General features: G+C 43.9%; 26 protein-coding genes and 2 pseudogenes. 15 read left to right on the plus strand and 13 right to left on the minus strand.

Translation table 11 applies throughout. The features are described from left to right. Positions 1–1,198: 1,198 nt before the first annotated feature. From AABK37_RS29425 to AABK37_RS29450, 6 genes and pseudogenes are all read left to right on the plus strand, one after another. The gene (locus AABK37_RS29425; protein ID WP_432555036.1) at positions 1,199–2,002 is read left to right on the plus strand and encodes an SDR family NAD(P)-dependent oxidoreductase; all 804 of its coding nucleotides are present in this window, start codon (positions 1,199–1,201) and stop codon (positions 2,000–2,002) included. A 207-nt stretch (positions 2,003–2,209) separates the two neighbouring features. Next, positions 2,210–2,944, plus strand: a complete 735-nt coding sequence (locus tag AABK37_RS29430) for a xanthine dehydrogenase family protein molybdopterin-binding subunit (RefSeq protein ID WP_432555057.1) — start codon at positions 2,210–2,212, stop codon at positions 2,942–2,944. A gap of 4 nt (positions 2,945–2,948) precedes the next feature. Further along, on the plus strand, positions 2,949–3,116 hold the full coding sequence (locus tag AABK37_RS29435; RefSeq protein ID WP_432555061.1) for a hypothetical protein: 168 nt from the start codon (positions 2,949–2,951) through the stop codon (positions 3,114–3,116). Further along, complete coding sequence (locus tag AABK37_RS29440; RefSeq protein WP_432555058.1) at positions 3,112–3,552, plus strand: molybdopterin cofactor-binding domain-containing protein; 441 nt, start codon at positions 3,112–3,114, stop codon at positions 3,550–3,552. The genes AABK37_RS29435 and AABK37_RS29440 overlap by 5 nt, the downstream gene beginning before the upstream one ends. Beyond that, positions 3,540–3,728: pseudogene (locus tag AABK37_RS29445) on the plus strand (hypothetical protein); the annotation flags it as partial. The gene AABK37_RS29440 and the pseudogene AABK37_RS29445, both read left to right, overlap by 13 nt. Positions 3,729–3,917: 189 nt before the next feature. After that, positions 3,918–4,721, plus strand: coding sequence for an SDR family NAD(P)-dependent oxidoreductase (locus tag AABK37_RS29450; RefSeq protein ID WP_432555037.1), 804 nt, complete (start codon positions 3,918–3,920; stop codon positions 4,719–4,721). Between the two features lie 172 nt (positions 4,722–4,893). Here AABK37_RS29450 and AABK37_RS29455 read toward each other — a convergent pair whose 3' ends face one another. The 3 genes and pseudogenes from AABK37_RS29455 to lipB all read right to left on the minus strand — a co-directional run bounded on the left by AABK37_RS29455 (position 4,894) and on the right by lipB (position 6,919). After that, complete coding sequence (locus tag AABK37_RS29455; RefSeq protein ID WP_432555038.1) at positions 4,894–5,094, minus strand: hypothetical protein; 201 nt, start codon at positions 5,092–5,094, stop codon at positions 4,894–4,896. 210 nt (positions 5,095–5,304) lie between these two features. Next, a pseudogene (locus tag AABK37_RS29460) lies at positions 5,305–6,243 on the minus strand (Rpn family recombination-promoting nuclease/putative transposase). Next, positions 6,230–6,919, minus strand: a complete 690-nt coding sequence (gene lipB, locus AABK37_RS29465; protein WP_432555039.1) for a lipoyl(octanoyl) transferase LipB — start codon at positions 6,917–6,919, stop codon at positions 6,230–6,232. The pseudogene AABK37_RS29460 and the gene lipB overlap by 14 nt, the downstream one beginning before the upstream one ends. Positions 6,920–7,230: 311 nt before the next feature. Between lipB and hpf the strand changes: the two genes are divergently transcribed. Then, positions 7,231–7,884, plus strand: a complete 654-nt coding sequence (gene hpf, locus AABK37_RS29470) for a ribosome hibernation-promoting factor, HPF/YfiA family (RefSeq protein WP_432555040.1) — start codon at positions 7,231–7,233, stop codon at positions 7,882–7,884. A gap of 43 nt (positions 7,885–7,927) precedes the next feature. On the opposite strand, the gene AABK37_RS29475 is transcribed toward hpf, so the two are convergent. Beyond that, positions 7,928–9,280 carry a selenium-binding family protein gene (locus tag AABK37_RS29475; RefSeq protein ID WP_432555041.1) on the minus strand — a complete coding sequence of 451 codons (1,353 nt, stop codon included), beginning with the start codon at positions 9,278–9,280 and terminating at the stop codon, positions 7,928–7,930. 100 nt (positions 9,281–9,380) lie between these two features. Then, positions 9,381–9,965: a gamma-glutamylcyclotransferase gene (locus AABK37_RS29480; RefSeq protein ID WP_432555042.1), complete on the minus strand. Its 585-nt coding sequence runs from the start codon at positions 9,963–9,965 to the stop codon at positions 9,381–9,383. 99 nt (positions 9,966–10,064) lie between these two features. On the opposite strand from AABK37_RS29480, the gene AABK37_RS29485 reads away from it, so the two are divergent. Then, positions 10,065–10,292, plus strand: coding sequence for a hypothetical protein (locus AABK37_RS29485; protein ID WP_432555043.1), 228 nt, complete (start codon positions 10,065–10,067; stop codon positions 10,290–10,292). Here the strand turns inward: AABK37_RS29485 and AABK37_RS29490 are convergent. Further along, positions 10,242–11,816 carry a hypothetical protein gene (locus tag AABK37_RS29490; protein WP_432555044.1) on the minus strand — a complete coding sequence of 525 codons (1,575 nt, stop codon included), beginning with the start codon at positions 11,814–11,816 and terminating at the stop codon, positions 10,242–10,244. The two genes, AABK37_RS29485 and AABK37_RS29490, sit on opposite strands and share 51 nt — an antisense overlap. A 330-nt stretch (positions 11,817–12,146) precedes the next feature. Then, on the minus strand, positions 12,147–12,641 hold the full coding sequence (locus AABK37_RS29495; RefSeq protein ID WP_432555045.1) for a hypothetical protein: 495 nt from the start codon (positions 12,639–12,641) through the stop codon (positions 12,147–12,149). Between the two features lie 979 nt (positions 12,642–13,620). Here AABK37_RS29495 and AABK37_RS29500 point away from each other — a divergent pair. After that, the gene (locus AABK37_RS29500) at positions 13,621–14,754 is read left to right on the plus strand and encodes a glycoside hydrolase family 10 protein (RefSeq protein WP_432555059.1); all 1,134 of its coding nucleotides are present in this window, start codon (positions 13,621–13,623) and stop codon (positions 14,752–14,754) included. 108 nt (positions 14,755–14,862) lie between these two features. Here AABK37_RS29500 and AABK37_RS29505 read toward each other — a convergent pair whose 3' ends face one another. Then, on the minus strand, positions 14,863–16,341 hold the full coding sequence (locus tag AABK37_RS29505; protein ID WP_432555046.1) for a site-2 protease family protein: 1,479 nt from the start codon (positions 16,339–16,341) through the stop codon (positions 14,863–14,865). Positions 16,342–16,798: 457 nt separating this feature from the next. Here AABK37_RS29505 and AABK37_RS29510 point away from each other — a divergent pair, with 457 nt between their 5' ends. Further along, on the plus strand, positions 16,799–16,927 hold the full coding sequence (locus tag AABK37_RS29510; RefSeq protein ID WP_432555047.1) for a hypothetical protein: 129 nt from the start codon (positions 16,799–16,801) through the stop codon (positions 16,925–16,927). Positions 16,928–16,956: 29 nt separating this feature from the next. After that, entirely contained in the window at positions 16,957–17,121 is a 165-nt protein-coding gene (locus AABK37_RS29515) for a hypothetical protein (protein ID WP_432555048.1), read from the plus strand. 23 nt (positions 17,122–17,144) lie between these two features. Here AABK37_RS29515 and coaBC read toward each other — a convergent pair whose 3' ends face one another. The 4 genes from coaBC to AABK37_RS29535 form a co-directional block, all read right to left on the minus strand. Then, positions 17,145–18,347 (minus strand): bifunctional phosphopantothenoylcysteine decarboxylase/phosphopantothenate--cysteine ligase CoaBC, encoded by a 1,203-nt coding sequence (gene coaBC, locus AABK37_RS29520; RefSeq protein ID WP_432555049.1) that lies wholly within the window; start codon positions 18,345–18,347, stop codon positions 17,145–17,147. Next, entirely contained in the window at positions 18,283–18,501 is a 219-nt protein-coding gene (locus AABK37_RS29525) for a hypothetical protein (RefSeq protein ID WP_432555050.1), read from the minus strand. The genes coaBC and AABK37_RS29525 overlap by 65 nt, the downstream gene beginning before the upstream one ends. A gap of 10 nt (positions 18,502–18,511) precedes the next feature. Beyond that, positions 18,512–18,724 (minus strand): protein IsiD, encoded by a 213-nt coding sequence (isiD, locus tag AABK37_RS29530; protein WP_432555051.1) that lies wholly within the window; start codon positions 18,722–18,724, stop codon positions 18,512–18,514. Between the two features lie 178 nt (positions 18,725–18,902). Next, positions 18,903–19,484 carry an alpha/beta hydrolase gene (locus tag AABK37_RS29535; protein ID WP_432555060.1) on the minus strand — a complete coding sequence of 194 codons (582 nt, stop codon included), beginning with the start codon at positions 19,482–19,484 and terminating at the stop codon, positions 18,903–18,905. A gap of 264 nt (positions 19,485–19,748) precedes the next feature. On the opposite strand from AABK37_RS29535, the gene purH reads away from it, so the two are divergent. The 4 genes from purH to AABK37_RS29555 all read left to right on the plus strand — a co-directional run bounded on the left by purH (position 19,749) and on the right by AABK37_RS29555 (position 24,395). Continuing rightward, positions 19,749–21,293 (plus strand): bifunctional phosphoribosylaminoimidazolecarboxamide formyltransferase/IMP cyclohydrolase, encoded by a 1,545-nt coding sequence (gene purH / locus AABK37_RS29540; protein WP_432555052.1) that lies wholly within the window; start codon positions 19,749–19,751, stop codon positions 21,291–21,293. Positions 21,294–21,569: 276 nt separating this feature from the next. Next, positions 21,570–23,342, plus strand: coding sequence for a KAP family NTPase (locus AABK37_RS29545; RefSeq protein ID WP_432555053.1), 1,773 nt, complete (start codon positions 21,570–21,572; stop codon positions 23,340–23,342). A gap of 181 nt (positions 23,343–23,523) precedes the next feature. Next, positions 23,524–23,769 (plus strand): hypothetical protein, encoded by a 246-nt coding sequence (locus AABK37_RS29550; RefSeq protein ID WP_432555054.1) that lies wholly within the window; start codon positions 23,524–23,526, stop codon positions 23,767–23,769. Between the two features lie 92 nt (positions 23,770–23,861). Beyond that, the gene (locus AABK37_RS29555; RefSeq protein ID WP_432555055.1) at positions 23,862–24,395 is read left to right on the plus strand and encodes a vitamin K epoxide reductase family protein; all 534 of its coding nucleotides are present in this window, start codon (positions 23,862–23,864) and stop codon (positions 24,393–24,395) included. A gap of 394 nt (positions 24,396–24,789) precedes the next feature. Here AABK37_RS29555 and AABK37_RS29560 read toward each other — a convergent pair whose 3' ends face one another. Then, positions 24,790–24,945: a hypothetical protein gene (locus tag AABK37_RS29560; protein WP_432555056.1), complete on the minus strand. Its 156-nt coding sequence runs from the start codon at positions 24,943–24,945 to the stop codon at positions 24,790–24,792. Positions 24,946–25,111: the final 166 nt, after the last annotated feature.

A 25,111-nucleotide genomic window follows, 5' to 3' on the forward strand; every position in this document is an offset into this window, starting at 1 on the left:
CTTTTTTGCAAATTCGTTTGGCTTATACATATATCACTCATAGACCAGCTATGACTATGAGTGTACAGCTTTGTCTAGGTTATTGGCGACTTAGGACAAACTCTTTCTAAAACATCCAGAAATGATGCAACAGTTGAGCGCGATCGCACGCTCGTTTTCTCAAGGATAAAAAATTAAAAGCCGATCGCAGATCGTAATTTCCGCCCGACCTTTGGTGACTTGGCGCTCAGTGGGTGTCGGCGGATATCTAGGTCAATTGCTCCCTGAAGCGGGTAAACGTACATCTAGGTCAATTGCTTTCTGAAGCGGGTAAACGTACTGGGGATTCACATAAGTTCTTTTGGTTGAGTTGTTTACATATTAGTTGTCACGGCTTACAAATAACACATTCTAACTTTCACAACCGCAGCCCTAGTCTTAAACCAGAGGTGGTCTTATATATCACATAATTACCAGTTTTACCTACTCCAACCGGAAAAACTTTACATCCGTTGCGAAAACAAGTCCAAAATCCATATTTAATTACCCATTCCCCATTCCCATTCCCGCGTTTTCTATTCCCAATTGAATGAAAGCGATCGCAATTGCACCCATCAAGCGATCGCAAACGAGCATGTAAACCAGATGAACAATAGTACAAGAATACTATGTAACGCGATCATTGTACAGTTTCCGCAACATCTTTTATTGAAAGTGCGTACAACAGAAATTTTCCGTAACCTAAAACACACAAAAAATACACAGTAACGATACTTCTTTAGAAAGACGCAATCATACTGTTGACTCCTTAGGATTGTGACGGTTGGAAGTATCGAACCAGTGCCGTGCTCATAGAAGTCACGTCGGAACGGCTTTCTTTGTTCGCAGGCATCGTTTCTTCGGAGGGTAAAGTTCTGTTGAGGAGCCAGTGCGTTGCGGTGAGTCAAGGCAGCGCGGTTGCCTGTACCGGAGCCTGCCGCGTGCGCGGGTTCCACTCGCCAACCGCGTGCGGAGGTCACGAACGTTGAGCGGACTGGTGTCGCGTTGAGCGGACTGGCGTTCCATTCGTAGTGGCGAACCCGAACGCGAGTGCGTCTTTGAACGCGAGTGCGTCTTTGATAGGAGAAGGAGAAGGGAGGTGACGAACGTTGTAGCACAGCCGCGTGCAACTGGCGTAATTTCCAAGCGTAGAACACTCACATATAGCGTTTTAACAGTTATGGACAATTCATTAGCCCGACCCCTGGCTGTCGTGACAGGTGCATCTAACGGTATTGGTTACGAACTCGCCAAACAGTTTGCCCAAAACGGCTTTGATCTCCTCGTTACAGCCACAGGACCGGGCATCAACGAAGCAGCTCAAGCCTTTGTTGAGCTCGGTGTCAAGGTAGAGACGGTGCAAGCCGATCTTGCCACCTATGATGGTGTTGAGACGCTCTACAACTTGATTAAGGCAACTAACCGACCCCTTGATGCGATCGCTATCAACGCGGGTGTCGGTGTCGGCGGCGATTTCGCCCGTGAAACTGACCTCAAGGACGAACTTAATCTCATCAACCTGAACGTCGTGTCGTCTGTCCATCTCGCCAAAAGGGTCGTAAAGGACATGGTTGAGCGCGGCAAAGGTCGCATTTTGTTCACGTCGTCTATCGCTGCCCTGATGCCCGGACCGTTTGAGGCGGTCTACGCCGCATCCAAAGCGTTTCTGCACTCGTTCTCAGAAGCATTACGCAGCGAGTTGAAGGACACAGGTGTCACCGTCACCGCGCTGATGCCAGGACCCACTGAAACCAACTTCTTCCACCGTGCGGGGATGGACGATACCAAAGTGGGTTCGGATAAAAAGGATGACCCAGCAGAAGTTGCCAAGCAAGGTTTCGAGGCACTGATGGCAGGTAAAGACGATATTATCGCAGGTTCGCTCAAAACGAAGCTTCAGGGCGCGGTAAGCAAGGTCTTGCCTGATACCGTCAATGCCGAACAGCACCGCAAGCTCAGTGAGCCTGGGTCTGCCAACAAGTAATCTGCTTTGCAGCTGCCAAAGCTCCACACTTTTGCACCCTGGCACAAAATGAGATGTTGCGATCGCACCTGCGCAGAAGTTGCCTGTTCTGAAAAAACAGGCGCTTGCATATACGGGCGATCGCTTAACAAGCGTGCCATTCGCCTATAGCCGTTATTTGGGCGACTTGATCCCCGTAGAGCCTACAAACCGAAAGAAAGAAACGGTATCAAACCACCGGCATTACCACGCGGTAATGCCGAAACAGCCTTTGCTAACGCTCTCACCCAACACGAAGCCGAATACGCTGCGCCCTCTGAACATCACAATCCGATCGAGTCATTTGCGACGACTGTCGTTTGGGAAGATGACGGCAAGATTACCGTCTACGACAAAACGCAAGGTGCGCCCAACGTCCATGACTACATTTGCCATGTTTTCAGTCTTGACAAACATGATGTACGGGTTCTCTCGCCATTTGTTGGCGGAGCCTTTGGTTCGGGTTTGCGTCCGCAGTATCAAGTATTTTTAGCGGTGATGGCAGCGCGTGAACTCAAACGCTCGGTTAGAGTGTCGCTGACGCGCCAACAAATGTTTACCTTTGGTCATTGTCCCACCACGGTGCAAAAACTCTCGCTTGGTGCTGCCAATGGTACGCTCGAAGCCGTTATGCATGAGGCGATCGCCGAAACCTCGCAATTTGAAGACAAAGAGCGAAAACGTCGTCAATTGGTCGGGTCTGTGCTCTACCACTGCGAAAACGCCAAGCTCACTCACAAAGTTGCCCAGCTCGACCTGTTCACGCCGATTGACATGCGGGCACCGGGTGCAGCTTGGGGCTTGTACGCACTCGAATCCGCAATGGACGAGCTTGCCTGCAAACTCGGCATTGACCTGCTGGAACTGCGGCGTGAAAAACTACGCCGAGAAAGACCTAAACGAAAACAAACCGTTTTCAAGTAAAGAATTGCGCGAATGTTACCGCCAAGGTGCAGAGCGATTTGGCTGGGCAAACCGCAATCTTGAACCGCGATCAATGCGCGAGGGCAATAATCCGATCGGTTGGGGTTTGGCAACCGGCGTTTGGGAGGCACTCTACCAAAAGGCGAGCGCGAAAGCTATGCGCGAGCATTGACGGCAAACTCACGGTCAGTAGCGCCACGGCTGATATCGGCACCGGAACTTACACGATCGTGACGCAAATCGCTGCTGAAACGCTTGGTTTGCCGCTCGACGACGTAACGGCAAAACTTGGCGATTCATCACTGCCGAAATCACCCGTTGAAGGCGGTTCGTGGACGGCGGCTTCGGTCGGCTCGGCAGTTAAAGCTGTTTGCGACGAGATCGGCGAAAAATTGTTCAAACTAGCGCAGAAAATTCCCAATTCGCCCCGTCAGGATGCAAAGTTAGAAGACATCCGGTTCGCCTCAGGACAAATCAGATTGAGCCACGATCCAACACAGGCTGTTGAAATCACCGCAGCGATGCGGCATGGCGAAGTCAACAGCATTGAGAAAGAGTCTTCCGCCTCACCCAACCCGTTGAACCAACTTCAATACACGCCGATATAGATGATATTGACGTGATTTTTGTCGAAGAAAACGATTCGATTGTTAATCCAATCGGTGTTAAAGGCTTGGGCGAAATCGGCATTGTTGGTGTTGCGGGAGCGATCGCCAACGCCGTCTTCCACGCGACTGGTAAACGCATTCGAGATTTGCCGATTACGCTGGACAAGTTGTTGTGAAAGGTTAAGAAAGTAACCCCAAAGACACAAAGGCGATACTTCGTTGGAAAGACGTAATCATACTGCTGCCTACCTAGTATTGAAATTGAAATCGAAAGCCCACAGTCCACGCGAACTGTCTAGTATTTGCTTAGAAACAATTTATAGCTTTCTATACGTAGAACACTCACATAATTCGTTTTAATAGTTATGAACAATTCTTTGACCCGACCATTGGCTGTTGTAACGGGTGCCTCCAGTGGCATTGGCTACGAACTAGCTAAACAGTTCGCCCAAAACGGCTTTGATCTCCTCGTTACAGCCACAGGACCGGGCATCAACGAAGCAGCTCAAGCCTTTGAGAAGTTGGGAGCCAAGGTAGAGACGGTACAAGCCGATCTTGCCACCTATGATGGTGTTGAGACGCTCTACAACTTGATTAAGGCAACTAACCGACCCCTTGATGCGATCGCTATCAACGCGGGTGTCGGTGTTGGCGGCGATTTTGCCCGCGAAACTGACCTCAAGGACGAACTCAATCTCATCAACCTGAACGTCGTGTCCTCTGTCCATCTCGCCAAACGGGTGGTGAAGGACATGGTAGAGCGCGGCAAAGGTCGTATCCTCTTCACGTCGTCGATAGTCTCCCAGATGCCCAGTCCGTTCCAGGCGGTCTACGCAGCTTCCAAGGCATTCGTACACTCGTTCTCAGAGGCAATACGCAACGAGTTGAAGGACACGGGTGTCACCGTCACCGCGCTCATGCCCGGAGCGACCGAAACCAACTTCTTCCACCGCGCAGGACTGGACGACACAAAAGTGGGTTCGGATAAAAAGGATGATCCAGCCCTTGTCGCCAAGCAGGGGTTTGAGGCTCTGATGGCAGGTAAGGATAGTGTCCTTGCGGAATCGCTTAAGACCAAGATTCAGGGCACTGTAAGCCAATTCTTACCTGATACGGTCACTGCTGAACAGAACCGCAAGCTCAATGAACCCGGATCGGCTAATAAATAATTCACTTCGTACTGTCGTCCTAATAACCGACTGTCGTGCCCCATTAGCAGATGGGCACCCATGCGATCGCGTCCGGTTAGGAAAATGGCTTTGCCTATAACTGTCGTCAGCATAGCCTAATCATACTTAAAAGATAATTATGTTTAAAAGTATAAAGGCAACCCCCTTGCGTCTAGCCACGCTTGGAGTCCTCGTATTGACTGCGACTGTAAGCCAAGCCCAGCCGAGTAAGGCAGCCTACATTGCGCTTGGCGACTCGATCGCCTTCGGTGAGACTGACTTGCGGTATATCCCGTCCTTTGGCGATCGCGGCTACGTCGGTCTGTACGCCGACAACTGCATCAAAATCGTGCTCAAACCCTAAGCTAAACAAGGTGCAAGTTGAAGGTATCTACGGGCACTACAGAATACGGTGCTCTCATCGTTTGCTGCCTGGGGGTAAGAGTGATTGCCATTCCCCATTGAATGAAAGCGATCGCAATTGCACGATCAAGTGATCGCAGTAGAGCATGTAAACCAGATGAATAGTAGTACAAAAATACTATAAAATGCGATCGTTGTACAGTTTCCGCAACATCTTTTATTAAGAGTGCGTACCATCATAAATTTGTTGTAACCAAATTAATAAATCTGACTCAGTAGAAAAGTCTAGTAGCGCCTCAGCCAAATCCTCCAATTGAGTTACAGATAACAGCCGCAAGCGCTCTTGTAGTAGAGGAGTTACCCCACCGATTCGCCGTATTAGTTGGCGCTGAATGATTGCTAACTCTCCTTGCTGTATTCCTTGTTCTCTTCCTTGCTGTATTCCTTCTTCCATCCAACTGGTAACATTTCCATAATGACTTCCTGCTGCGTTGGCTCCATAGTAGCAATTTCAGCTTTTAACAGATTTTCTTCTTCTGGACTTAATCGCAGATAGGTATCTATGAACCCGGAAATTAACTTCATTTTTGCCGGATCTAAATTTAATCTAGACATTAGGCGCAAGCATTCATATTTCACCCGGCGACGGTCTTGTTTTGCAATGTTCATTCTTGCCATCAGCGCCGTAGCAACGGGATTTTATTGCTGTAATAAATCCTGCCAATTTAAGCGATTTAGCTGAATCGTATCATAGCTAAAAGTCAAAACAACTTTATTAGGAAATTCTATCTGATGAATATTCGGCTCTAGGTCTTTTGGCGTGTTGTAGGAGAACAAAGCGATGGGATAAACTGGCAAATTATATTTTTCGTACAACCGCGAAAAGTATCGAAACATCCGTTGAGGAAAGGATTCTTGATGTTGTGCTTGATGTTCTAGATGAACGAGAAAAAATGACTCTTTCCCTTGAAATCTGGCTTTTACTAGCAAGTCTGTTTCGTATTTTTCGCCCCTCTGTAACATCAGTAAATACTTCTTTGTCAATAAAAGATATTGAGTCGCGTTCTAAATAAACAGCGACCTCTGGTAAGAAAAACTCAATAAACTCCCAAAAAAATGTTGTCAGAAGTTCTTTGAATAAGCGGTCACGATCTATCATTTTTATTTGACTGTACTTCTATCAATTCCACATTAAATACTTCTGCAAAACATTTTGCCACACAAGAGCGTATTTCTTGACAAGTTATATCAGGAATGAATTGAGCTAAACTGCCTACAGGTTTATCAGCAATCCCGCAAGGTACAATTTGCTCAAAGCCTGTCAGATCCGGACAAACGTTTAACGCAAAGCCGTGCATAGTAATCCAACGGCTAACTTTAATGCCAATGGCGGCTACTTTACGCCCTTCTAACCAAACACCAGTGAAACCGGGAATGCGATCGCCCTGCAAACCATAAACTGCCAATACGCGAATTAATACGGATTCAAGTTGCCGCAAATACCAGTGCAAGTCTTTGCAATAACGTTGCAGATTTAAAATTGGATACCCTACCAATTGACCGGGACAATGGTAAGTAACTTCGCCGCCTCTTTCGATTCGATGCACATCGTAGGGGCTTTTGTCAATATCAAATTTGAGAAATTCTGTTGTGGCTCCTTGTCCCAAAGTGTAGACGGGTGGATGCTCTAGCAAGATTAACACGTCATCGAGATTCGGGTTTGATGTGCGTTCATTTAAAAGCGATCGCTGCCACAGTAAAGCATCTGAGTATCCCATCAATGCTTGGTTATATACCAAACAACGGTTATATGCCTGAGGATTACTACGGTTCATGCCAAAAATTAACTGATATAGGAAATAAAAAGTGCTTAAAGACACAATGTAAAGTCAACAATTGTCAAGCTTTGCAAAGGATTTTAAAGGAAAGTCAAGGGTTTCTACTTTGGAAAATACAAAGTGCTAGCTTGAATATATAACCTCAATGGTGTTCGGAGGAATTCTCTGCAATAATCATCACGCCACGAAAAAAAAGAACGCTTTGTACGATTCTGTTCACAATTTATTTTGGCGTTAGTGATAAACCTTAGTGTCATTTCCTTTCAAACAAACCAAATACACATCAAACATTGAGCGGGAGATATAAGATGAAGCTTGTCATCCACGGCAAAAATATCGAAATCACCGATGGAATTCGAGAGTATGTGCATCAAAAAATTGAAAAGGCAGCAAGTCATTTTCAAAACTTAACAAACGAAGTGGATGTTCACCTTAGTGTTGCTCGCAATCCCCGAAATAATACTAAACAATCGGCTGAAGTGACTATTTATGCAAATGGTAGCGTCATCCGTGCCGAGGAAAGCAGCGAAAATTTGTATGCCAGTATTGATTTAGTCGCAGATAAAATAGCCCGTCAACTGCGAAAATACAAAGAACGGCGTCAAGATAAGAAAACTAATGCTCAAGTAACGATAGAAGGAGTAGTGCAACCAGAGGTAGTTACAGATTTAATAGGCTCACGCACTCCGGAATTACCCTCAGAAGTTGTCCGTACTAAATATTTTTCCATGCCGCCAATGACAGTTGACGAAGCTTTGGAACAATTGCAACTGGTGGGACACGACTTTTATATGTTCCACAATAGCGAAACCGACGAAATTAATGTCATTTACGAACGCAATCACGGTGGCTATGGTGTAATTCATCCCCGCAATAATAACGGACACACCAACGGTAAAAACGGTAAGGCAAATTCTAATAATATTGCCATGCCGGAAAAGTCACACTCGCATAAGTCGTAAACTTGTAGTTAGCGCTTCAGTGCTTTAGCGCTAACTACAAATGTTACACCCAAATATCAGAGGTGCAATCACCGCCAGGATAACGCATTTCATGAGCGCGAGAAGGACCATTCGGTTCTTTACCAAAGTCAACGTGGAAGTTTTCGTTGATTTTCAATCCCCCCTTTTCAGTATCGCAGTCAATTTGCAACAAATATGAACCTGTTTTCGACAAGTCAGGATAAAACTGATTATCCCAAGTGCTAAATAAAGAATTTGTCACATAAAGCCGCTTGCCGTCAAGACTCAATTGCAACATCTGCGGTCCACCAGCTAATTTCTTACCTTGAAATTCAGGGCTTTTACTTAACAAACCACCGCACCAAATCTGTCCGACAAGTTGAGGATGGGAAGAATCACTGATATCATATTGGCGTATGTCTCCATGCAGCCAGTTGGAGAAGTAAAGATAGCGATCGTCCATTGAAATCAAGATATCAGTAATCAACGATGGTACGGGAATTTCCCAGCCGGAAACTTCCACCGATGGCACATCAATTACTTTCTCTACTTGCCAATTATCGTTCTTTTTGTACCAATGCCAAACATTGCTGCTAAGTGCTGCACCGACAAAGCCATGAGTGCTATCAGGATGATGATGAAAGCGCACTTCTAAAGGAATTAATCCTTCTTCGCCTAAGTCTACACTTTGGATAATCTCGTGCTGCAACCAATCCCAGAAATGCAGCTGATGACCGTAATTTCCATCTGTGACATCTTTGAGATTAAAGCCAGGATAATACGTTTTTGGTGCGCCCCACTCGCTACTTACCATGACGTTATGACGCGGTTGATACCAAAAGTCATAATTAAAGCGCATTTCCTTGGCTTTGTTTTCCCAGCGTCCAGCAATGTCAAAATTCTTATCCAGCAACAAAAAGCCTCCGGGTGCATTTCCCTCGCTGTCGCCCAGCATAGAAATCATGATATTACTATCTGCAAGGCAGTGTACTGTGTGCGGGGCAGTTAAATTCGTTTTTGCTTTAATTTCTTCGGGTTCAATGACTTTGTGCAGTTTTGGTGCTTTCGGATCTGCTGTATCTACAATGTAAATTCGGCTAGACCGTTGACCGGGAATCACCATAAACCGTCGCGATTTACTTGCATCCCCATGACAAGAACTGCAAGCATTCCAGCCAAAGTGATGTAACTCATCACCAATATAAGGCATTGGCAGACGATGAATAATCTGCGAATATGTTGGAGAATTGCGATCGACATCTACAGTTGCTAGATAATCTGGTTCCTCGATACCCGTACCCGTGTAGAGTGCAACTGTATACAGTATTTTTTCTGGTTCTGCCTTTATCGCCGTTTCTGGGGAAGCGTAGCCTGGTCCGCAACAAGTTTGAGCCATGTTTTTATACCTCGGTATTCGTAGTCAGCGCTTCAGCGCTGAGAATCGCACTCTTCGTGCGTACTACGAGTTTATAAATTATGTTTATCTTATATATAAATTAAGTTCCTAAAAATCGCTTAGTTTGCTGTAATTGGTGCATATGATGAAACAAACTCCAGCAATATTCTTCTGGTAAGCCGCAGGTGACAGCACCCCGCAAAACTATATTAAAATACCAGTCGTTCGGCGCGACTTCCGCTGTCAGCTTCTCAACTACTACATAAGTGCGAACGTCTTTGTATACTTTATTTTGGCAATGAATATCTACCAATTCTTGTCGATAACCACCATGAGGTACATCTTCTCTTATATCAAGGCGATCGCTCAATCGCCAAGGTAGCTGATAAAGTACACCGGTCACGCTAGCTTTGGCATCTTTCACCACATCCAATACCCCACATTTACGCATCGGGGAAAAGCGATAAAACCCCAGTTTATAATTTTTTAGCGTTGCCGCACCGACGACATAAAGATGGGTGTTTTCACCAAGCGATCGCTTCAAATCTACAGGACACATACAAGATCCATACGCAAAATAATAAAACATTGGCTCTTGTTGCTTTTGTTGCAGATTTAAATCCAGCTTGGCTGAACCATCGACTTGCACCCAAATATGATGAGAATTTCCCCCGCGATCGCTCATCTATCCTTAGAGGTATTAATTACACCGCATATTATATCACAATATATAAATATAATACTACTACAAATCGATAAACAAACCGGAGATGGGGAATGGGGAATGGGGCATGGGGCATGGAAAGAATCGTATTTATTCACCGATGAGCGAACTATTTCTTCTTTAATTCCCAATGCCCATTGCCCAATGCCCATTGCCCAATGCCCAATGCCCATTGCCCAATGCCCAATGCCCAATGCCCAATGCCCCGTGCCCAATGCCCAATGCCCAATGCCCCAATTATTGATAACTTTTGCGAATTTGATTCCAGGCATTGACAACTGCCTGTAAATTCTTGGGTAGGTTATTTTGAGAAATATCGTTGTAGCGAATTGTAGTATAATCGCTGGTGACAGTATATGTGATATAATCAGCAGAACCGTTGGGGGCTGGGTAACTTAGATTCTCAGATTCATTGAATCTATGGTCTTTGAGCACTTGTTGAAACTCTCGCAACTTTTGCTGAGAAACCCGCCAAACTCGACGCTCGGAATCATTCGCATCACCGATGCGGTATTGCATCAAACGCCCATCATTAAGCAAAATAGTTTCGTAGGTTTTGCCGATAAAGCCACCGCTCTTAATTTGTCGAAAAACCACATTGCGATCTAATTGTGGTGGTAACTCGCTTAGAGGAATAGGTAAAGGTTTAATTTCATCGGGGATTGGGTTAGCGATCGCATCGGAGCGAATATCATTCCAAGCTTTGACGACTGTCTGCAAATTTTCAGGTAAGTTATTTTGCGAGACATCATTATACTGAATCGTACCATCAGAAGTAGTGATTGTATAAGTGATGTAATCGGCAGAACCTTGAGTTGCTGGGTAACTCAGATTTCGCAACTCACTTAATTTCTGTTTTTCTAACAATTTTTGAAATTCTTTCAATTGTTCTGAAGAAACCTGCCAAACTTGAGGTTCAAGATCGTTTTCTTTACCTTTTTCATAGCGGATGATGCGTCCGTCATTCAGCAATACAGTTTCGTAGGTTCTCGCAAACAACCCACCGCTAGAAATTTGTCGAAAAATGACATTGCGATCTAATGGTGGTGGTAACTCACTTGTGGGAATCGTTACAGGTGTAATTCCGTTATCGGCAATTTCGCTCTTCTTTTCATTGAGCCGAAGTGCAGAACCAGATGCATCGGTGTGATAAACTAAAGTTTGGTCAACTGCGCCTACAACAACCTTCCAACCGTTGATGATCGCTTGAGTACAGCCCTCATCAGGACGCGCTAGATTCAAACAACCATTATTCCAAGTGCGCTGTTTCGCCTGAACGATATTTAATTGAGAAATCGGCAGATTCAAACGTCGGGATGCAGCTTGGAAAACAGCATTTTCGACGGAAGAAGGTAATTTTCCTTCCTTACCCTTAGAATGGGTAGAAGCTATCCGTAACAAACGTCCGTTACTATTAGTGTGATAAACCCATTTTTGTTTACCGTCAGACACCACAACCTTCCAACCCGGAACTAACGCTTGGGTGCAGATTTCACCTGGTTGAGATACTCCCAAGCAACCATTATTCCAAGTTCGGGGAGTGGATTCAACAATTTGCAGGTCTTCGATGGAAATTTGCCATCTTTTTGATGCATCTCGCAACACTGCTGCTTCTACTCGACGCGGCAAATTGTTTGTTGTCATTTCTTTAATGAATTCATTTGTGCTTTCTGCCATTAGGTTCGCAGGCGTTGCGGTAGCATTCTTCATGAGGGTGAAATTGCTACCAATCGACAAAAAGCCAGTCAAAATTAAAGCGGTGAAAATTCGCGCTTGATTTGTGGTAAGATAAATTTTAAGGATAGTTTTCATAGCTGGAGTGAAAATTTAGTGGTTAATTAGTACTTATTAGCCATTAATCATTAATCGCTAGTTCAAGATTAAAAAATTTCGCGCCTAGCAAATAAAGATAAAAAAGTATATTATCCCACAATACAAGTAGTTGGGATTAACTTAACGGCATTCTTCAGTGGTACATGTGAAGAGAGACACCGCTATACGTTCCATTAGTTCCTAACTTTTAGATTAGATTTATATTTGCCAAATCACATCACCCAATTGACTTACCCGGAAGGGTGATTTTGGCGCTTCGACAATCCACTAAAGCTGAAAACGAGCGGTAAATTGACTTTTTTAACGATATCAGGCGGAAAGTGCTGTACCATTGAGAAACTCATCATTTGGCACATCAAATCTAATAGTACTACCTGCCCAGTCTTTGAGATCGGGCGCTAACCAAACTAGCTTTCGCACAATTTCATCATTAACCCACAGTACCACTGGAAAGGGAAACTGTTTTCTAAACTCATCTCGCATGAGATTGGTAGAGATGATGAGTTGATTAATTTCTACCACCGATTCTAAACCTTTAACTATCAAAGCTTCGGGAAAAGTAGTGCCGATCGCATCGATTAAGGGTGTATAAAGTGTCTTAGCGCAAGGTGGAATCAGGACTTCTCGGATATCTGCTGAGGAAAATTCTTCTAACCAGCTGACTATTTGCTGTTGCCTTTTGACATCGCAGGACGCTAACAGTAGTGAAAACTCTCCATCAGCCATCATAATTGCCCGTGCCAGACGAGTAATAGCTGCTGTGTAGTTTGTCGTGCTGTCTGGGGAATTAATTAAGCTAATCATTGAGAATCCTACTAAACTAAATTTTAATAATTAAATTGTTATAGTTGAGAAAATTACCCCGGCTTGCGATTCTGACAAGCTAGGGTAATTTTGATAAACCAATCCTACTCGCGATGCGGTTATTGAGCTTGTGGGGTTAGACCCCGCATTGATAAATACCGATCGGCTAATTAAGAAATGTCTTGACCATCAATCGTGCTTGGGCATTAAGATATAAGCTGAATAAGTGCTTGAATTTTAATCAATTTCATTGTCAGGAAAAATCCGTAAAAAGTAATATATAAGTGGAGGCGATCGCTTTGTTGGAGTTATTAACTTGTTTATTTGCTCGATCCGCACCTTATTTTGACCGTTAAATAAGGTCTTAAACAGCATTTTGCCGCTTGCTGACCAACTTACTGCAAGCATCCTAAGACGGATTAGTGGGAGCGAATAATCAAGTAATCGAAAGCGAAATGGCTGGGAAAGACTTGATTCTAACCATTGTTCCACGAAAAGTGTCCAATAGCGTCGCACTTCCAATTCTTACCCAAACATTTTGGCGTTGCCCGGAGGGATTGCCGCAGGCATCGCTCACACTACCCAACACTACCATCGGCTGCTGTTCGATTAACTCCAGCGCACCTGGTATAATTTTATCAGCAATTATCCGCCCCGCAGCGTCCTCACAATTTCCACTTCACCCAAGCGCTGTTGTACCAGTTGTTCACCTTTTGGGGAAGGTTGACTAAAAGAAGAATGAATTTTTATACCTGTTTGCACTATTTTCGGTATAATTATGGCTATTTTTGCCGCTTTTTATAATAAAGAAAGTTGTGAATTATACTGTTAATTCCTGGGTTTTTGAAAGTATTGGGAAGAGCGGTAAACCGCTCACTACGAATTTTTATTATATTACTGAAAGTACTGGATGAGGGTTGTGAGTAAACAAAAGGCGTTCTTTAGAGCGGTGGTAGCTTTAAGTATAATAGCGTCGGTGATGTTGTCTTTTCCTTTAAACGCGCAAAATCCGCGTGTGGGAGCTGCGGAGTTGCGGGGGGTGTGGTTAACTAATATTGATAGCGATGTGTTGTTTGAGCGATCGCGTCTGAATAAAGCTTTGCAACGCTTAGACGAGTTAAACTTTAATACTGTATATCCGACTGTTTGGAATTGGGGCTGGACGTTATATCCAAGTAAAGTAGCGCAAAGTGTAATTGGGCGATCGCTCGATCCGACACCGGGATTGCAACGACGTGATATGCTGAAAGAAGTTGTTGATGTCGGACATCAAAAAGGCTTAACAGTCATTCCCTGGTTTGAATTTGGCTTTATGGCGCCGGCTGATTCGCAACTAGCTAAACGTCATCCGCAATGGCTGACAAATCGCGTTAACGGTACTCAGATTGTCAAAGAAGGTACTCACGATCGCGTTTGGTTAAATCCCTTTCACCCCGAAGTACAGCAATTTATCCAAAACTTAATCGTCGAAATCGTCAGAAATTACAACATCGACGGCATTCAATTTGATGACCATTTTGGTTTACCATCAGAATTGGGATATGATGCTTACACCGTTGCACTCTACAAAAAAGAGCATAATGGCAAAGCTCCCCCAACAGACTTTAAGAATCCAGAATGGGTAAGTTGGCGAGCAAACAAAATCACCAACTATATGAAGCGGGTATTTACAGCTATTAAAGCAACGAAAAAGAATTGCATCGTTTCCATTGCACCTAATCCGCAGCGCTTTTCCTACGACTTCTTTTTAGCGGATTGGCAGAAATGGGAACGCATGGGATTAGTTGAAGAATTAGTTGTGCAGATATATCGCAATGACTTGAATGTGTTTAACAGTGAATTAGAATATCCGGAAGTCAAAGCAGCACGCAGCCACATTCCTGTAAGTATCGGCATTTTATCAGGTTTGAAAGGTCGATTTGTGCCAATGCAACAAATTGAAACACAAGTGCAGAGTGTACGCGATCGCAAGTTTGCCGGTGTATCCTTCTTCTTTTACGAAACTTTATGGAATCTCGCTAACGAAAAACCCCCACAACGTCAAACTAGCTTTCAGAAACTTTTCCCCACACCCAAAGCGTATCCGAACTTGCTTTTAGGTTGGAAAGGTTGAGAAAGACAAGGAGACAAGGAGACAAGGGGACAATTCTTTCTCCCCATTCCCCCCTCTCAAGAACTCTCCCCCTCTCAAGAACTCTCCCCCTCTCAAGAACTCTCCCCATTACCCAATTCCCAAACGTCCAGCCAAAGCGGGAGTTAAAGGTAAAAGGGTAGCTATCATTAAGAATAAAGCTAAAAGACCCAAAGCAGCGCGGGCATCGTCGGGTTCGCTGATTTCGTTCAAGCTGGGACGTTCTAAATCCCTTTGTAAAAATAAAATCACGATCGCCCAATACATTGCAAGCGGATTCGCTAAAGATGCTATTCCTAAAACAATTAAAGTTGCTACTGTGACTCTTCCTGCGGTTTTGCGTCCGTAAATTGCTTGGACAATGCGTCCACCATCTAATACTCCCGCTGGCATTAAGTTTATCGCGGTGATGACCAATCCTAACCAACCAATCACCACTAAAGGATGAATATCTACCACTGACGATTGTAACGCTGAACCGAGAATTATCCGCGCCAAGCTTCCTACCAAAATCGAACCTTGAAAAAACTCGTTTGGTAATTGAAACAAACTACCCTGATGAGAGAGTAGCAAGCCAATTATCAATGTTACCAAAGAAGCAATTCCACCTGCGGCTGGACCTGCGATCGCGATATCGAATAATACCTTGCGATTGGGTAATAAAGATTCAAAGCGAGTAATTGCCCCAAATGAGCCAATTTGCACGGCGGGAAGAAAGAATGGTAAACTTAAGCGGATTTGGTGACGACGCGCTAGTAACCAATGACCAAGTTCGTGAATCAGCAAAATTGCCAAAATACCCGCAGCGATGGGTAAAGCTTCCGCAAAGCGCGATGGATTCTCAAAGAAATCGAATCTTAATAGTAAACCGGCAGCTTCTAAACTGGTGGCGATCGTTGCTAAAAATAAAATACCAGCAAAGATTTTTTGCGATAATGTTGACGGACGCGGGTCATTACTGCTGGGTAAGACGATAATTACAGGTTTCCCATCTGGGTTTTCGACGAGGAACAAGCGATATTTATCACCTAAACGTTCCTGTAAACTGATGGTAAGGCGGTTGTGAACTTCTTCTGGTTCTCCACGTAGATTACCTTTAAAAATCGCTCCTTGTTGATAAGCGATCGCTTCTGTGGCAAAAAATGTATCTAAACCGAAAATACCTTTAATTGCGTTCAATTCCTCTTCCGGAATTCGCGGTTCTTCCAGCTTTAATTCCGCATTCACTGCATTTGTTTGAGTTTCTGGTGCTGGGTTAGCGGCTAATCTTTCTGTCGCACGTTGTTTTATAATCGCGTCTTGTCCGGCTGCTCGCAACTTTCTTCCCAAAAAGATGTATAAGACAGTCGAACCCACCAATAAAAATAGCACACCGACTATATTGATGTAAATCCCTGCAGCAAACAAACCAAAAAACAACAGCCAAGGAGTCATCAACACCACCGACTGCAACCAAGCTAAGATGCCGAGTTTACCAAATGGTCTGGCACGATAAAAGCCCCAAGCCAAAATGCCGAAAAAAACCAGCAAGATTGCCGTAATAATAGGAGTTTCTGAAGCAGTAAACATTTTCAATCTATTTTTTTTAATTTTCGCACGGGCGACGGTCAGTTTTTCTGTGACATTACCAGGAATGAGCGTAAATAAATGGAAAACGAACCGAACTTGGCACACAGGACACAGAGAAAGAAGAGTTTGAGAGAGTTGCGTGCAGTTATTGCGTAAGTCCTAAATCTATAACCCTACTTGTAGTGTTATCAAATATGAAACCTGAGAAAGTATCTATAATAAGGTAAAATTACGGCGAACAACCGCAAAATTAAAAGTGATACCCCTCTTCCCCTACAAAATTACCCATATTCTTCTTTCTTTTCTTCCTTCTCCTTCAAAGACGCTACGCGAACGTGTCCTTCTCCTTCAAAGACGCTACGCGAACGCGTCTTTGTGAGTCCAGCCCCCGTCTTGGCGGTTTCCGTCACGATGGGGGACTGGCGAACCCGAAGGGCGGTTCGTTAATAAATATTCTTTGGGTCGCAAAACTGATAAAAAGGTGATTCATCGTTCTTTAGCAGCGATTGTTGGCATTCTGATGTTGTCGCATCCGATGGTGACGATCGCATCTATCCCAAGTGCGATCGCGATTGACACCAAATAATTCCGCTGTTAGATGAAGCCAATAAGCTTTTGCAGCAAGGTACGGGTGAATCTAAACTACAAGCGATCGCAGTTTACTCTCAAGCGCTTTTAATTTGGCGAAAAATAGGCAAATGCAATTCACCAGTACCGAACTGCATTTGCCGAGTGATCGCCAAAAACCAAAGCAGCGAGTATAATTTTTGTCTCACCTAAAGACGAGTGCGTGAGCTTTTCTTCTAAATAAAATCAAATAAATGATGCGCCATTTCTAATTTAGAACAAGGTTCTATTGTTATTATTTGACCTTGATTATCTAAAAATATCGCTTTATTATTATCACTACCAAAACCACTATCCGGTTCATCTATCGGATTAGCAACGATCGCATCTAATTTCTTTCTCTGCAATTTCTCTAAAGCTGGCTTGACAATATCGCCATTTTGTGCAGCAAATCCAATTATCTTTTGATGTGGTTGTTTTTGGCGTGCTAATTCAGCAATTATATCGGGTACTGGTTCTAAAGGTAAGTTTTGGGGAAGCGATCGCTTGGGCAATTTCTCTAAACTATAATCTCGCGGCTTTACATCTGCAACCGCTGCTGACATGACAATTACATCAGCATTCGGTAAATATTCGAGCATGAAGTGCTGCATTTCTTCGGCGCTAACCACGGGAATTGCTTGCACTCCTAAAGGTGCATTCCAACTAGCTAACCCGTGTACTAATGTAACATTTGCGCCTCGGTGAAGTGCTGCTTGCGCTAAAGCTAATCCCATTTTACCTGTGGAGGGATTGCCAATAAATCGCACTGGGTCGAGATGTTCTCGCGTTCCCCCTGCACTTATCAAGACTCGCTTACCAATTAAATCTCGCTTGCCTGCGGTGTGTAACAGCGATCGAATATAAGCGAAAATTTCCGGGGGTTCTGCCATTCTGCCGGCACCGACGCGATCGCACGCTAATAACCCCGATGCTGTACTCATACCATGATATCGGCTATCTGTCAATAACTCTCGCCAATTTCGTTGCACCGTCAGTTGTTCCCACATTTCGGTATTCATTGCGGGTGCGAGCAATACCGGACAAGTAGAAGCTAAAACGGTGTTGGTGAGCAAATTGTCAGCCATACCGTGAGCTAATTTTGCTAATGTATTAGCTGTTAAAGGGGCAATGACAAATAAATCTGCCCATTCACCCAACTCTATATGTAACGGACGCGAGTATTTTGCTTGCCAAAAATCCTCATCTGTGTATGCTTGATGGCGGGATAAAGTAGCTAAAGTTAAAGGTGTAATAAATTCTTGTGCTGTTGATGTGACAATCACCCGCACTTCCACCCCACTTTTAAACAGCGTGGAAATAAGTTCACAAACTTTATAGGCAGCGATACCACCACCTACACCAACTAAAACCCGCTTCATCGATTTTGGATTTGGCATTGGTACTAAGTAGGTAATAGGGAACTCGGTAATGGGTAATGGGCATATCAAGAGGGGAAAAGGGAAAGGGGGGAAAAGGGAAGGGGAAAATATTTCTTCTTTCTTTACCTTTACCCAAAACCCTTTCCCCCTCTTTAAAATCCCCATTACCCATTTTCAAATCCTCAAGCTTCGTCGTAGGGTTCTAAATCTAAAAGATGGATATAGGGTTCAACTAACTCTGGACGCGCAAATGCGATCGCACGCAGTAGATGCCAATCATTCAAACCTTCAAAAGCATTGCTGTAATTATCTTGATCCAAGCGTGTAGCCAACTGTTCCACCTCTTGTGCAGTTATCACAGCAATATCTTTTCTAGAAATGCTTAGAGTTTTCATTATGCTTACCCCTCCCTTATGCAGCATTCGCCAAAGCGCATGAATTGAGTTGCGTGCTGACGCAGCCACCCAATATATCTTACTCATTCGGGAGCGTTGGCGATCGTGAAATTTTTCCGGATTTTTAGCTGAAGAACGTAAAAATTTGACATCTATGACAAAATAATGTCTAAGACTTTTACAGATTCTCCACGAAATTCCGTAATATCTCTAACATTTCTGGACGAATTTCATGCCCCATATCAAATTCATGATATTCTACGGCAACTCCTAGAGATTCTAAAGTTTCCCTTGCCTTGATCGCAGCTTGCAATGGCACGACGGTATCTTGTTTGCCATGCGTAATTAAAACCGGCGGAAAACTACTTGGAACCGATGTTGCTGCACCCGGATGCAAATATCCACTCATACAAATTAAACCTGCTAGGGGCAAAGTTAATCCCACATCCAAAGTCATCGCACCACCTTGAGAAAATCCACTCAAAATTGTTCGCGATAATGGTACTCCAGTACTACTATCTAAAGATTCCAGCCAATCTATGAGAATTTGCCGACTTTCTGCCAAACCCTGATACATATTTTCCATTCTCAAGTCGTACCACGCTCTACCAACAGAGGAATTAGGAAAAGGAAAAGGTGCATTGGGAAAAATGAACTGATAATCAGGCAAATTAAAAAAGGGTGATAAAGATGCTAAATCCTCAGCATCTGCACCCCAACCGTGTAAAGTGACAATTAAGCCTTTAGGTACTTGCCCCATTTTTGGCGGAAAGGTGATAAATTCCACGCGACAGATATTTTCTCCAGCTATTAAACTCTCTTCATAGATATTACTTCTTTTGGGCATTGGGCATGGGGAATCGGGCATGGGGCATAGGGCATGGGGCATAGGGCATAGGGCATGGAAAAAATCTCCCATTGCCCATTGCCCATTGCCCATTGCCCATTGCCCATTGCCCATTCCCCATTCTCACGCCTTTCTTCGGTAAAATAAAGTGCATCTGACAAAGGAAACTGGGGAATTATGGCGCGTCTGGCACTGCTGAGTGTATCTAACAAAACTGGTTTAATTGACCTTGCCCGTAGCTTAATAGAAGAATTTAACTTTGATTTAATCAGCAGTGGGGGAACAGCTAAAGCAATCAAGGATGCAGGATTGCCAGTTACAAAAGTTGCCGATTACACAGGCTCACCAGAAATTTTAGGCGGTCGAGTGAAAACGCTGCATCCCCGAATTCATGGAGGAATCTTAGCACGGCGGAATGTACCTGACGATCTGACTGATTTGGCAAACAACCAAATTCGCTTGATTGATTTAGTGGTGGTGAATCTTTATCCTTTTGAGGAAACGATCGCTCAACCTAATGTCACTTTAGACTTCTCTGTTGAACAAATCGATATCGGCGGTCCTGCTTTGTTGAGAGCGGCATCGAAAAACTTTGCTCATTTGACAGTTTTATGCGATCCAACTCAATATGAGGATTATTTGCAGCAATTGCGCGAAAATCAAGGTGAAGCTTCTTTAGAGTTTCGTACTAAGTGCGCTTTAAAAGGATTTTTGCATACTTCGAGTTATGACGCCAGCATCGCTTCTTACCTCAGCCAGCAGCAGAAAACCGAATCAACATTACCTGAACAATTCACGCTTTCTGGCAAACAATTGCAAGCTTTGCGCTATGGCGAAAATCCCCATCAAAGCGCCGGCTGGTATCAAACCGGAAATACTCCAACCGGATGGGCAGCTGCTACCAAACTTCAAGGCAAAGAACTTAGTTACAACAACTTAGTTGATTTAGAAGCGGCACGGCGGATAATTTGCGAATTTCCAGACACGCCCGCAGCGGCGATTCTTAAACATACTAATCCGTGTGGTGTGGCTTTGGGAAGCAATCTTAACGAAGCTTATCAAAAGGCTTTTAATGCTGATGCAGTTTCCGCGTTTGGGGGAATTGTCGCGTTCAACCAAACGATTGATGCTGCGACTGCTAGCGAGTTAACCAAGACGTTTTTAGAATGTGTAGTTGCACCAGATTGTGATGAAGATGCGTTAAGTATTCTCGCGGCTAAATCTAATCTACGAATTTTGATTTTACCTGATTTGAGTAACGGACCGACTCAAACAGTTAAAGCGATCGCCGGCGGGTTTCTCGTGCAAGCGGCAGATGATATCATCGCTGATACGAGTAAGTGGCAAATTGTCAGCGATCGCCAACCTACCCAAACAGAGTTAGAAGAATTATTGTTTGCTTGGAAAGTTTGCAAACACGTCAAGTCTAACGCGATTGTGGTCAGTAGCGATCGCACTACATTAGGTGTCGGTGCCGGTCAAATGAACCGCGTCGGTTCAGTTAAAATTGCTCTAGAACAAGCACAAGACAAAGCCAAAAATGCAATTTTAGCCAGCGATGGATTTTTCCCTTTTGATGATTCAGTGAGAACAGCTGCTGCTGCCGGAATTAGTGCGATCGTTCAACCAGGAGGAAGCTTGCGAGATGCTGACTCAATCAAAGCTGCAAACGAACTCGGTTTGGTGATGGTGTTCACAGGTGTGCGTCACTTTCTCCATTAATTAAAACTTTGAATCGAACTTGATATTACATGTCTTCTAACTCAATTCCTTTGGTTTCCTTAATGAAAAAGACCAGCAATCAGGATGACATAATATGTGTTGGCTTGACGACATAATTCATAATTAATAATTATTAATTATCCTACGCATGAAGGCGTTCGCTGTGATTTGCGTTTATTGTCAATTTATTTTTATCCCTCAATAAATTGGCATTGAAATTGCTCACTTATCCGGAAGGATAGCTTATAGTAAGTATTAACTTCAAAAAAGTTTCTTATGGCACAAATAGAAATTGACGATATATCAACAGACAGCTCCTTAGTTGATCCTGAAAAAGACCTGCTGGGACATGCCAGCTTCGCCAAGTATCTGGCAGACAGCATTTGCAAAATGACCTTTCCTGAAGGGTTCGTTATTGCAGTCTACGGTTCTTGGAGTTCCGGCAAATCCACACTATTGAACTTCTTAGTTCACTATCTCAAGCAAAAGCCAGATGAAGAGCAACCAATCATTGTTCCTTTTAATCCCTGGTTATTTTCTGGACACCAAGACATTACAAGGAGCTTTTTTGAGCAATTACAAAACGTTTTAAGCAAACAAGGATCTGTGTCCAAAGGCTTGAAAGAGAGAATAGCTGATTTTGCTAAAATTATTTCGGAAATTCCTTTGCCTTATGCTCAAACTGGCAGGGCAGTAGCAACATTATTCGACGATAAGGAAAAGGAAGCTTCGGAATTAAAAGAAGAAGTTGAAGATACACTAGCACAGCAGCAGCAGCGAATAGTTGTAACGATTGACGATATTGATCGGCTTCCTGCTAACGATATCAGGCAGTTACTTCGCATTTTCAAAGCAATACCGAATTTTAGTAACGTTGTCTACGTTCTGGTCTTTGATAAAGAAGTTGTAATTAAAACAATTGCAGAAAGCAAAGAAATATCCGGAAAAGCATACTTAGAAAAAATTATTCAAGTTGATTTTGAGTTACCTCTTCCAGATAAAACCTCACTTCGTCGGTTGTTTTTTGAAAAGCTTAATGGCATATTTGCTGATACAGAAAAACAACTATTTGATCCAATTCACTGGGACAATATTTACTTTCAAGGAATAGACCATTTTATTATTAACCTCCGCAACATTGTTCATCTGACTGAGACTTTAACAGTTACATATCCAGCAGTGAAAGGTGAAGTTAATCCAGTTGATTTCATTGCTATTGAGTCGCTGCGAGTCTTTTGCCCAATGGTATATGACACAATCATCCATAATCCTCACGCTTTTGTAGGAGAGGTAAACACTTCAATAGACGAATTAAAAAATCTCCATAATGCCTGGATTGCTCAACTGCGAGATGAGGATAAGCAGCCGATTAAAAATTTGCTCATGCACCTTTTTCCTCAGTTAAAATTTGTTTGGGGTAATAGCAACTTAGATGAAGAACAATTAAAATGGCGCGAACAACTACGTGTATGTAGCTTAGAAATATTTCCTATCTACTTTCGTCTAACGTTCTCAACATCGGAATTATCTAATACTCAGATAAAAGCTATCCTGGCTTTGGCTGAAGATGCGGATAAATTTGGAGAACATCTGATAAAACTTGCTAATCAAAAACGTCAAGATGGCACAACGCAACTTAGAACATTTATTGAAGAGTTTGAAAAATACTCGGAACAAGAAATTCCTCTGAATTGCATTCCTTCAATTGTGCTAACTTTGTTTGATGCGGGCGAAGAACTGTTGTGTGCTGAAGAGAAATCTCAAAGCCTTTTTAATTTGGGAAATGAAGTTAGAATCAGTCGTTTTATCTTGCGTTTGTTGCGTCGGCTTGAAGAACCAGTAAGGTTTGAGGTGTTAAAAAAGGCAATTACTCAAGGTAAAGCATTAGCAATAATTAATCAGGAAATAGCAACACTAAAAGAGCAACAAAGTCAGTATGCAGATACATTTAACTTAGAAGAAGAATGGCTCGTGAACGCACAACACCTCAAAGAACTTGAAGAAATTGCCACCGAAAGGCAAGAGTCAACTGACATCAACGATAAATAACGTAAAATCCGCATTTATATTTATTTATCACTTCCGCTCACCACTGACCGCAAGGCGGTACAGTGGGAGCCTTTTTACGGAGAGAGGTGGATTACTGAATTTGTGTATTCCGCATCACATCCTTTGTTAATTATCTGAAGCGCCTCCTTCCCTCTAAAGTAAGTGGTACGCATCGAATCGATTGTTGAGAATAAGAGGATTACCAGCTGACTCGCGCAACGAGCGTGAATACTGCGATCGCGCACAAAGCAAAAAACGCACTCTTTACAGAAAGCCGGCGGGAAAGCCCACTCCGTGGCTGGGGTGGGATGAACCGTCGCCCGCCGACTTGGGGCCCTATCGCATTGGGCATTGGCATTCTTTCCCATGCCCCATGCCCCATTCCCCATGCCCGCTCTCATCCCACTCCGTGGCTGGGGTGGGATGAGCTTAAGTAAAGTCTGCCGGGGGGATACTCAACAACGGCGAGCTTTACAGCTGATGTAACCGTCAACATATACCTTATGAGGATAACAATTTATGGAGCCAAAACAACTCAGTGAGGAACTGCGTCAAGGAAAGAATCCTGACATGAGCCGTCGGCGAGCAATTATCGGTTTGTCTATGCTCGGTGGTTCAATGGGACAAATCGTCACACTTTACCAAACCGGGGTTGTTAGTCACCTACCCTCACTGCCAGTGCCGTTATTCGACGCAGACCGTGTTGACGCATCTAACTACGCTTACAGCCGATTCAACTCACCCGATGGACCAATAATGATGCTTAATTACGCCCTCACTGCTTGGCTGGCTAGTGCTGGTGGTCTTGACCGCGCTAGGCGTAACCCGTTGCTGCCAATTGCAATGGGCATCAAAATCCTCATCGACTCAGGCGTTTCCCTGGAACTGGCTCGTGAGGAGTGGAGTGAAAACAAAGCGTTTTGCGACTACTGCCAGGTTGCGACTGTTTGCTCGGTAGCCTCGTTGGTACTTGCTATACCCGAAGTACTCACTGCGGTTCGCACCCTGCTTGGTCGCCGTAACAAGAACAATGCATCTAGCAGCACGCAATGAGCGATTAAGATTGAGAGCTACAAGTATAACTTGTAGCCCGTAGCCTAATTTTTGAGCCACGAGCACACCCGCTTTTTTGGGATACGCGATCGCGTTTGCTCCCGTTAAGCTGTGTTTAAAGGCGGTTTACTGTTAGCAGCAAGTAATACCAATTCTGTATGAAGATGCGCTGACGCGCAAGAAATAAAAACGAACCACGTTCGGCTTTGCCGTCTGGTGAAGGAGAAGACGCGTTCGCGTTCGCCCAGCCGCGTTGCCGCAGGCTAGCGTCTCGTTCGCCCAGCCGCGTCTGGTGAAGGAGAAGAGAAGAACGCGAAGAGAGGAGGTATAGAGATAATTTGGCGCAGCTTCACAAAGAAACGGTATAACCGCTGATAAGAGCAAACAATTTCAATTATGAATGCTGATAAACATCCCAATATTGAATACGGTGTTTATCCAAGATTGCTTGAGCGCTTAGATACGGCAAGCCAAGTTCAGCAATCACAGAGGGCGGTAAAGTTAAGTATCCTTCGCTCACCAGTATCAACAACACATTCAAGCTCTGCATCTGAGTGTCCTGGAAGACGAAGAATAACGCCAATTCGTGCCTGAAGTCCAACTACAGTCCCATGTATTGCAGAACTTTAATCATTTTATATTCGTTTCTAGTCAAATATATCAATTTAGCTGACGATACAGGTTCACAATTATTTTTATGAACTTGATTGACATGA

The sequence above is a fragment of the Tolypothrix sp. VBCCA 56010 genome, from assembly GCF_050875635.1.
Classification (GTDB): Bacteria; Cyanobacteriota; Cyanobacteriia; order Cyanobacteriales; family Nostocaceae; genus Hassallia.

What these genes read in the sequence shown, in the direction of transcription:
- AABK37_RS29425 (WP_432555036.1), top strand. Translation starts at nt 1,199, where the DNA reads ATGGACAATTCATTAGCCCGACCCCTGGCTGTCGTGACAGGTGCATCT.
- AABK37_RS29450 (WP_432555037.1), top strand. Translation starts at nt 3,918, where the DNA reads ATGAACAATTCTTTGACCCGACCATTGGCTGTTGTAACGGGTGCCTCC.
- lipB (WP_432555039.1), bottom strand. Translation starts at nt 6,919, where the DNA reads ATGAACCGTAGTAATCCTCAGGCATATAACCGTTGTTTGGTATATAAC.
- hpf (WP_432555040.1), top strand. Translation starts at nt 7,231, where the DNA reads ATGAAGCTTGTCATCCACGGCAAAAATATCGAAATCACCGATGGAATT.
- AABK37_RS29475 (WP_432555041.1), bottom strand. Translation starts at nt 9,280, where the DNA reads ATGGCTCAAACTTGTTGCGGACCAGGCTACGCTTCCCCAGAAACGGCG.
- AABK37_RS29480 (WP_432555042.1), bottom strand. Translation starts at nt 9,965, where the DNA reads ATGAGCGATCGCGGGGGAAATTCTCATCATATTTGGGTGCAAGTCGAT.
- AABK37_RS29485 (WP_432555043.1), top strand. Translation starts at nt 10,065, where the DNA reads ATGGGGCATGGGGCATGGAAAGAATCGTATTTATTCACCGATGAGCGA.
- AABK37_RS29490 (WP_432555044.1), bottom strand. Translation starts at nt 11,816, where the DNA reads ATGAAAACTATCCTTAAAATTTATCTTACCACAAATCAAGCGCGAATT.
- AABK37_RS29495 (WP_432555045.1), bottom strand. Translation starts at nt 12,641, where the DNA reads ATGATTAGCTTAATTAATTCCCCAGACAGCACGACAAACTACACAGCA.
- AABK37_RS29500 (WP_432555059.1), top strand. Translation starts at nt 13,621, where the DNA reads ATGTTGTCTTTTCCTTTAAACGCGCAAAATCCGCGTGTGGGAGCTGCG.
- AABK37_RS29505 (WP_432555046.1), bottom strand. Translation starts at nt 16,341, where the DNA reads ATGTTTACTGCTTCAGAAACTCCTATTATTACGGCAATCTTGCTGGTT.
- coaBC (WP_432555049.1), bottom strand. Translation starts at nt 18,347, where the DNA reads ATGCCAAATCCAAAATCGATGAAGCGGGTTTTAGTTGGTGTAGGTGGT.
- AABK37_RS29525 (WP_432555050.1), bottom strand. Translation starts at nt 18,501, where the DNA reads ATGGGTAATGGGGATTTTAAAGAGGGGGAAAGGGTTTTGGGTAAAGGT.
- isiD (WP_432555051.1), bottom strand. Translation starts at nt 18,724, where the DNA reads ATGAAAACTCTAAGCATTTCTAGAAAAGATATTGCTGTGATAACTGCA.
- AABK37_RS29535 (WP_432555060.1), bottom strand. Translation starts at nt 19,484, where the DNA reads ATGGGGCAAGTACCTAAAGGCTTAATTGTCACTTTACACGGTTGGGGT.
- purH (WP_432555052.1), top strand. Translation starts at nt 19,749, where the DNA reads ATGGCGCGTCTGGCACTGCTGAGTGTATCTAACAAAACTGGTTTAATT.
- AABK37_RS29545 (WP_432555053.1), top strand. Translation starts at nt 21,570, where the DNA reads ATGGCACAAATAGAAATTGACGATATATCAACAGACAGCTCCTTAGTT.
- AABK37_RS29555 (WP_432555055.1), top strand. Translation starts at nt 23,862, where the DNA reads ATGGAGCCAAAACAACTCAGTGAGGAACTGCGTCAAGGAAAGAATCCT.
- AABK37_RS29560 (WP_432555056.1), bottom strand. Translation starts at nt 24,945, where the DNA reads ATGCAGAGCTTGAATGTGTTGTTGATACTGGTGAGCGAAGGATACTTA.